General features: G+C 41.9%; 5 protein-coding genes and 1 riboswitch. Of the genes, 2 read left to right on the top strand and 3 right to left on the bottom strand.

What is annotated here, in order from left to right; all coding sequences use genetic code 11:
- Positions 1-383 precede the first annotated feature (383 nt).
- The gene (locus tag AB4138_RS10800) at positions 384-836 is read left to right on the top strand and encodes an RNA-binding protein (protein ID WP_017061054.1); all 453 of its coding nucleotides are present in this window, start codon (positions 384-386) and stop codon (positions 834-836) included.
- On the opposite strand, the gene murI is transcribed toward AB4138_RS10800, so the two are convergent.
- Genes murI through btuB form a run of 3 tightly spaced genes read right to left on the bottom strand, consistent with a single transcriptional unit; the run spans position 799 to position 4,197 of the window.
- A complete protein-coding gene (murI, locus tag AB4138_RS10795) occupies positions 799-1,605 on the bottom strand; it encodes a glutamate racemase (protein WP_372072752.1) in 807 nt (268 codons plus the stop codon). The genes AB4138_RS10800 and murI overlap by 38 nt on opposite strands.
- A gap of 60 nt (positions 1,606-1,665) precedes the next feature.
- Entirely contained in the window at positions 1,666-2,331 is a 666-nt protein-coding gene (locus AB4138_RS10790; protein ID WP_017063778.1) for an ATPase, read from the bottom strand.
- Between the two features lie 48 nt (positions 2,332-2,379).
- Positions 2,380-4,197, bottom strand: a complete 1,818-nt coding sequence (btuB, locus tag AB4138_RS10785) for a TonB-dependent vitamin B12 receptor (RefSeq protein WP_372072750.1) — start codon at positions 4,195-4,197, stop codon at positions 2,380-2,382.
- A gap of 39 nt (positions 4,198-4,236) precedes the next feature.
- A riboswitch (cobalamin riboswitch) is annotated at positions 4,237-4,441 on the bottom strand.
- A 154-nt stretch (positions 4,442-4,595) separates the two neighbouring features.
- Here btuB and trmA point away from each other — a divergent pair.
- The gene (gene trmA / locus AB4138_RS10780; RefSeq protein WP_372157670.1) at positions 4,596-5,717 is read left to right on the top strand and encodes a tRNA (uridine(54)-C5)-methyltransferase TrmA; all 1,122 of its coding nucleotides are present in this window, start codon (positions 4,596-4,598) and stop codon (positions 5,715-5,717) included.
- Positions 5,718-6,000: the final 283 nt, after the last annotated feature.

The following is a 6,000-nucleotide window of genomic DNA, read 5'->3' as shown; positions in this document are numbered from 1 at the left end:
GTTTAAATTGTTAAAGAGCGCTAGCGTTTTGTGATTCACATCTCAGTCGCCAGGGGTGCGTACTATACCTGCACCACTTTGAGAGTCAAGGGTTATTTTCAAACTCTTTTTCTCTACCGATTTCGCTGTGTGACTTTCGTCTCACTCCGTGTCGGTGAGGCGGCATTATAGAGAGATTGAGATGGAGCACAAGGGCTTTTTGAAATAAAAGTTTTGTTCGCCTAAAAAGCCACCAGATCCGCATTTTTCGAATAAAAACTAAACATTTGAGACGTATCACAGCAATACATTGGAAAAATGGAAGCCATGAACGTAAGATTCATGTGTCTATTTTGTTAATGGTAGATGCGTCTATTTCGTTTATTAATATGTAGTATTCCGATATGAACTCAAAAAAATCGATGTTGTTAATTGTCGCACTGGCTGTATTAGGCGGCATTGTTTTCTCTCAGGTAGATATATCGCCTGCAATTACCTTTATCCTTGGTGTCTTGGCTTCCGCTTTTGTTGTTAACTTTTCAAGCACCGACTCAAAATCAGATTCAGAACCTAAGGCTTCAACCAAAACACTTTATGTGGGTAACCTTCCATACAAAGCGAACGAATCACATGTACGTGAATTATTCTCAGAGCATGGTGAAGTATTTGCAGTACGTTTAATGAAAGACAAACGTACTGGTAAAAGAAGAGGCTTTGGATTTGTTGTTATGGCAAGTAATGATGTGAATCATGCAATCTCTGCACTTAACGATAAAGATTACATGCAACGCACTTTAAAAGTACGTGTTGCAAATGATCCTAAACATCCTGAAGCGGACGAATCTGAACTGAGCTAAACCCTAACTGCTTTAACATACTATTTAGTGCACTTTCTTTTTTAGGAAGTGCACTACAAAAAACTTCACGTACTCCCCCTTCTTTATTAACGCTTTCCAAACCCAACAAATCTTGAACCCGCTTAGCTATCGCTTTACCAGAATCTATCAGCACTACACTTTCACCTAGTACTTGTTGAATCTCTGATTTGATCAATGGGAAATGAGTACATCCTAATACAGCCACATCAATTGTGTTGATCATCGGCTGAAGGATTTGCTGTAACTCTTCAAGGCTAATCTCCTCGCCTCTGAGTTTATCTTCGGCCATATCCACCAGCCGAGTAGAACCCAACAGCTCTACTCTTTTATTACTCGAGAAGTTTTTGATGAGCTCGTGTGTGTATTCACGAGTAATCGTCGCGGGAGTCGCAATAAGGCCAACCGCTTTATTAGCCAGTAACGAAGCAGGTTTGATTGCCGGGACTACGCCGACAATAGGGATAAGGTTATTAGCGCGAAGTGTCGGCAGGACTATCGTACTGGCCGTATTACAAGCTATCACCACAATATCAATAGCGTGACTCGCCACAAAACTGGCGACGATATTTTGGACTCGCTGAATGAGGACTTGCTGGTCGAGCTCACCATATGGGTAAGCCTCGTTATCGAATACATAGATATAGTTGTGATTTGGTAGTAACTGGCTTATCTCTTTATATACAGACAGACCGCCAACTCCAGAATCAAAGACCAATATGTTTTTTTGTAGACTATCCGACACAACGATTACCTATAATAAGTTTCGCTGCAATGATACTCCTTCGCTTAGTTTTCGCCAATCCTCACTCTATATAATGCAAGCCTGATAGCGTTGATGAACAAAACGCTCACCTTGCTCTACATTTTCTAACTCTATCTTGAGCTTTCCTTTAAAACACGGTGCTGACGTCACTAGTGTATGGAACTCACCATCTTCTCCACATGGGTCGACGTGACTTGGCAAACTGTCTATTAGTTCAGGCGTGTATTCTTTCCCGCAATAGCTCATATCTAGTGCATCTCTATCAACTGTGACGAGTAAGGTTTCGATTCCTCTGTTTATTATCTCACTAGCAAGAGCCTGGCTACTCTCTCCCATTAGTGGAAACACACACTCCCAGCCAGCCGGTTCTATATAGCTTTTTCTATAGTCGGCAATGCCATTGCAAAACATATCGCCGAATGCCACGGCATCAATTGATAAACCCGACCCTTTAAGCGCCGTAACAATCGTACTTTGATAGATCTCGTTACTTGGGAAGACTTCCGGCAGCTCAATAGTTATTAATGGCAAGCCGATCAATGTTGCCTGCATTTTGACAACCTCGATTGGCGTGACTTGGAAAGGAACCTCATCTCCAACATACGTAGTATAGAGAGCAACAACTTCATACTCGGTGCTTTCAAGTAGACGTTCTAGGGTTAATGTAGAGTCTTTGCCTGACGACCAACTTATGACGACTTTCTTTTTCATTGATATATCCAATAAGAAAAAACCGCCCGAAGGCGGTTTAGGTGAAAATTAGAATTGGTAAGTAGCATTTACGTAATATGTACGCTCTGGAGATGGGTATCCACCAGCTGTCTCGTACTCTTCATCAGTAAGGTTCTCGACTCGACCATTTAAAGTAAGATTTTCATTTGCATAGTAGTTAACTGAAACATCAAACAAACTGTATGCAGCCAACTCTTCAGAGAAATCTGGTCGTGCTCCTACGTATTGGTACCCCAATGACAGATCAACATCATCGAAACTAGCTACCGCGTTATACTTATAAATCTTCTTTGCGCGGCGAACTAACTGCTCACCAGATTGATCTTCGGGGTCTTGAAAGTTAGCGCTCACTTCATGATTAATAAAGCTAGTATCAAATCCTACGACCATTTCCACACCACGTAGTTGGCTTTCGCCATCAGTATTGTAGTACTTGCTTGTCGCGTAGTTATAATCTATTAAGTCTTCGACGTTCGTATCATAGCCAGTAATCGACCAATCAACATCCTTGATTAAGCCACCAAAAGTCAGTTCAAATGAATCTGCCTTTTCAGCTTCTAACTGTGCATTACCGTAGTAGCTATATAGTTGATACAAGTTAGGTGCTTTGAAGGATGTGCCATAAGCTGCTTTTACAACAAGCCACTCAGCATAACGATAGCCTAACCCTGTGTTGTAAGTAGTTTCTGTACCAAACTGCTCATTGTCATCAACACGAAGACTCAGTTCTCCGAACACTTTATCCGCATCTGCGTTTAATGCAGCGAAGTACGCAACATTCGTTCTGTCGTATTCAGTATTCGAAGGCTTAACAATATAAGCCTCATCACGCCAATCTACACCACCACTAAGAGTCAGTGACGACGTTAGTTTGTATGAATTCACCCATTGAACATTTAGCTGTTCAAGCTCATCAGATGTTGCTGACGCTGAGTTCTTGCCTAAAGACTGTTCGTAGTTCCAGTTATCTTGATTCTGATAGTTAACTAAGAAATCAGACTTAAGTTCACTGCCACTATATTTAACACCAGTAGCAAAGGTCGAATTTTGAACTTCAGCTTCTTTGTAAGAATGGTCTGTACCAAATGAACCATCGTACTGAGAAATGGTTTCAAACATACGGAAATTCGCGAAGCCACTCCATTGCTGATCAAAATTATGAACATAACCAATTAGAGCATTGCGTGATTCAAAACCATGGCGATCACCATCATTAACACCTGGTAATGGATGAACGTTGTATCCCTCATCGGAATCGTAACCAACAGATACGTTCAAGTGACCATTTTCACCGACCTTAGTACCACTAACAAAGCTCAGCTCTTGGTAATCTAAGCTTCCTAAACCTGCACTAACTGCCGTTTTTTCATTGTCAGAGTTTGCAACAGTAATAATGTTGATAACACCGCCGATAGCTTCTGAGCCATACATAGCGGCACGAGCTCCTCGAACGTATTCCACTCGGTCAACGAATGTAATTGGTAACTGGCTAAAATCGACACCACCCTTTGCAGCTCGCGCAAAACGAATACCATCAATGAGAACAAGCACTTGATCAGAATTAGCACCACGAACAAAGATCGAAGCTTGCTGTCCTCGGCCTCCATTTTGTGAAACCTGAATACCCGTCAATCGTCTAAACACATCTGTTAGAGACTTAGCTTGAATTCGATCGATATCTTGGCGTGTTACTACTTCAACTTGAGCGACAACACTTTCCGTGCTTTGCTCAAAACGGTTAGCCGTAACCACCATGGTTTCGTCGGCAGAGGCTTCTTGGGCGTGTAAATTGGAGATAGGTGAAAGCAGCGATGCTACAGCTATCGCTAAAAGGGATTTGTTCATGTTGTTATCCTAAATCGCGTAAATTCCTACCAAACCACATCTTATGGTTTAGCTACTGGCAGGTATTCGGACTCAAGAGCACAACCTTTTGGTTACCTTATATTCGACTTCCCACAAAAAGCTATTTGCAGTGTCTTGTGAATACTTGTTCTCTTTTACCGCTGCGCGTCAGTTCTGGATTCACACCAGATTCCCTCTTCAGCCATCTATACATCTAAATGGCACCAGCTTGCCGAAGATAGTATTGACCTCTGAATCATTTGTCTAGTCTAAGATAGTTATAAGCTATAGTTTTCATGGCCTATTTACACTGATTGGCTCTCAACACTGGACAAGCGCCTGTGATTGAATAAAATCTGCGCTCTTGATTTAAAAGCACGACAGCAAAAGGCATAACAATGGCGAATTTAGATGTAAACCCGCAACGCTACCAAGAACAACTGGCAGAAAAGACTGAGCGTCTTACTGAAATGTTCTCAGAATATAATGTGCCTGAGCTGGAAGTGTATGAATCTCCAGAACAACACTACCGCATGCGTGCTGAGTTCCGCGTGTGGCATGAAGGTGACGATATGTATTACGTCATGTTCAATCAAGAGACCAAAGAAAAATATCGTGTAGACCAGTTCCCTGCTGCTAGTCGTCTTATCAATGACTTGATGCCTTTGTTAGTCGATGCAATGAAGGACAACCATTCTCTACGCCACAAGCTATTCCAAGTAGACTTCCTATCTACACTAAGCGGCGAAATTTTGGTGTCACTGCTTTACCACCGTCAATTGGGTGAACAGTGGATTCAAGATGCTAAAGCACTTAAACAGCAATTAAACGATGAAGGTTTCAATCTAAACCTGATTGGCCGTGCGCGTAAGATGAAAATCGTACTAGACCGCGACTACGTCATTGAAAAGCTAGACGTGAATGGTGACAGCTACATCTACCAACAAGTAGAAAACAGCTTTACTCAACCAAACGGCAAAGTAGCAGAGAAAATGTTGGAATGGGCTGTCGATTGTACTCAAGACAGCAAAGGCGACTTACTTGAGCTTTACTGTGGTAACGGTAACTTCTCATTAGCGCTAGCACAAAACTTCGAGCGTGTACTGGCAACTGAACTGGCGAAACCGTCAGTAGAATCTGCGCAATACAACATCGCTGCGAACAACATTGAAAATGTTCAGATCATCCGTATGTCTGCAGAAGATTTTACTGTAGCAATGGAAGGCAAGCGTGAGTTCCGTCGTCTACAGCAAGCGAACATCGATCTTAAGAGCTACAACTGCAACACTATCTTTGTTGATCCACCGCGTTCAGGTATGGATGTTGATACTTGTAAGATGGTTCAAGGCTACGAGCGTATCATGTACATCTCTTGTAACCCTGAAACATTGAAAGAGAACCTAGACATCCTAAGCGAAACGCACGACATCACTCGTTTTGCTCTGTTTGACCAGTTCCCTTACACGCACCACATGGAAGCAGGTGTGCTATTAGAACTTAAAAAACAAATAGTTACATAAATTTAACTACCTGAAAATCAACTCTGGGTACGGCTTGGGGTACGGCACTAGCTATGATGGTGCAATTTCGTATCCCAACCAAAAACCATTAACACTAATGATTTTCATTATCAACTGATCGTATTTACTTCTAATCTAATATATTTCAAACACATATCACTTCTATGTATCCACCAACATAGGAGTTCATCATGCCCACCTCGATTATTCAATTAATTTCAATTGTACGCTTTCATCCGACACCAGATGCCCAAGCTACTCATACAATCAACTCACCTTAAAG

This window comes from Vibrio sp. 10N.286.52.C3 (assembly GCF_041468865.1).
Classification (GTDB): Bacteria; Pseudomonadota; Gammaproteobacteria; order Enterobacterales; family Vibrionaceae; genus Vibrio; species Vibrio crassostreae_C.
This window is presented reverse-complemented; position numbering and strand designations above follow the sequence as displayed.

Coding starts and splice junctions, on each gene's coding strand:
- AB4138_RS10800 (WP_017061054.1), top strand. CDS start 384: ATGAACTCAAAAAAATCGATGTTGTTAATTGTCGCACTGGCTGTATTA.
- AB4138_RS10790 (WP_017063778.1), bottom strand. CDS start 2,331: ATGAAAAAGAAAGTCGTCATAAGTTGGTCGTCAGGCAAAGACTCTACA.
- btuB (WP_372072750.1), bottom strand. CDS start 4,197: ATGAACAAATCCCTTTTAGCGATAGCTGTAGCATCGCTGCTTTCACCT.
- trmA (WP_372157670.1), top strand. CDS start 4,596: ATGGCGAATTTAGATGTAAACCCGCAACGCTACCAAGAACAACTGGCA.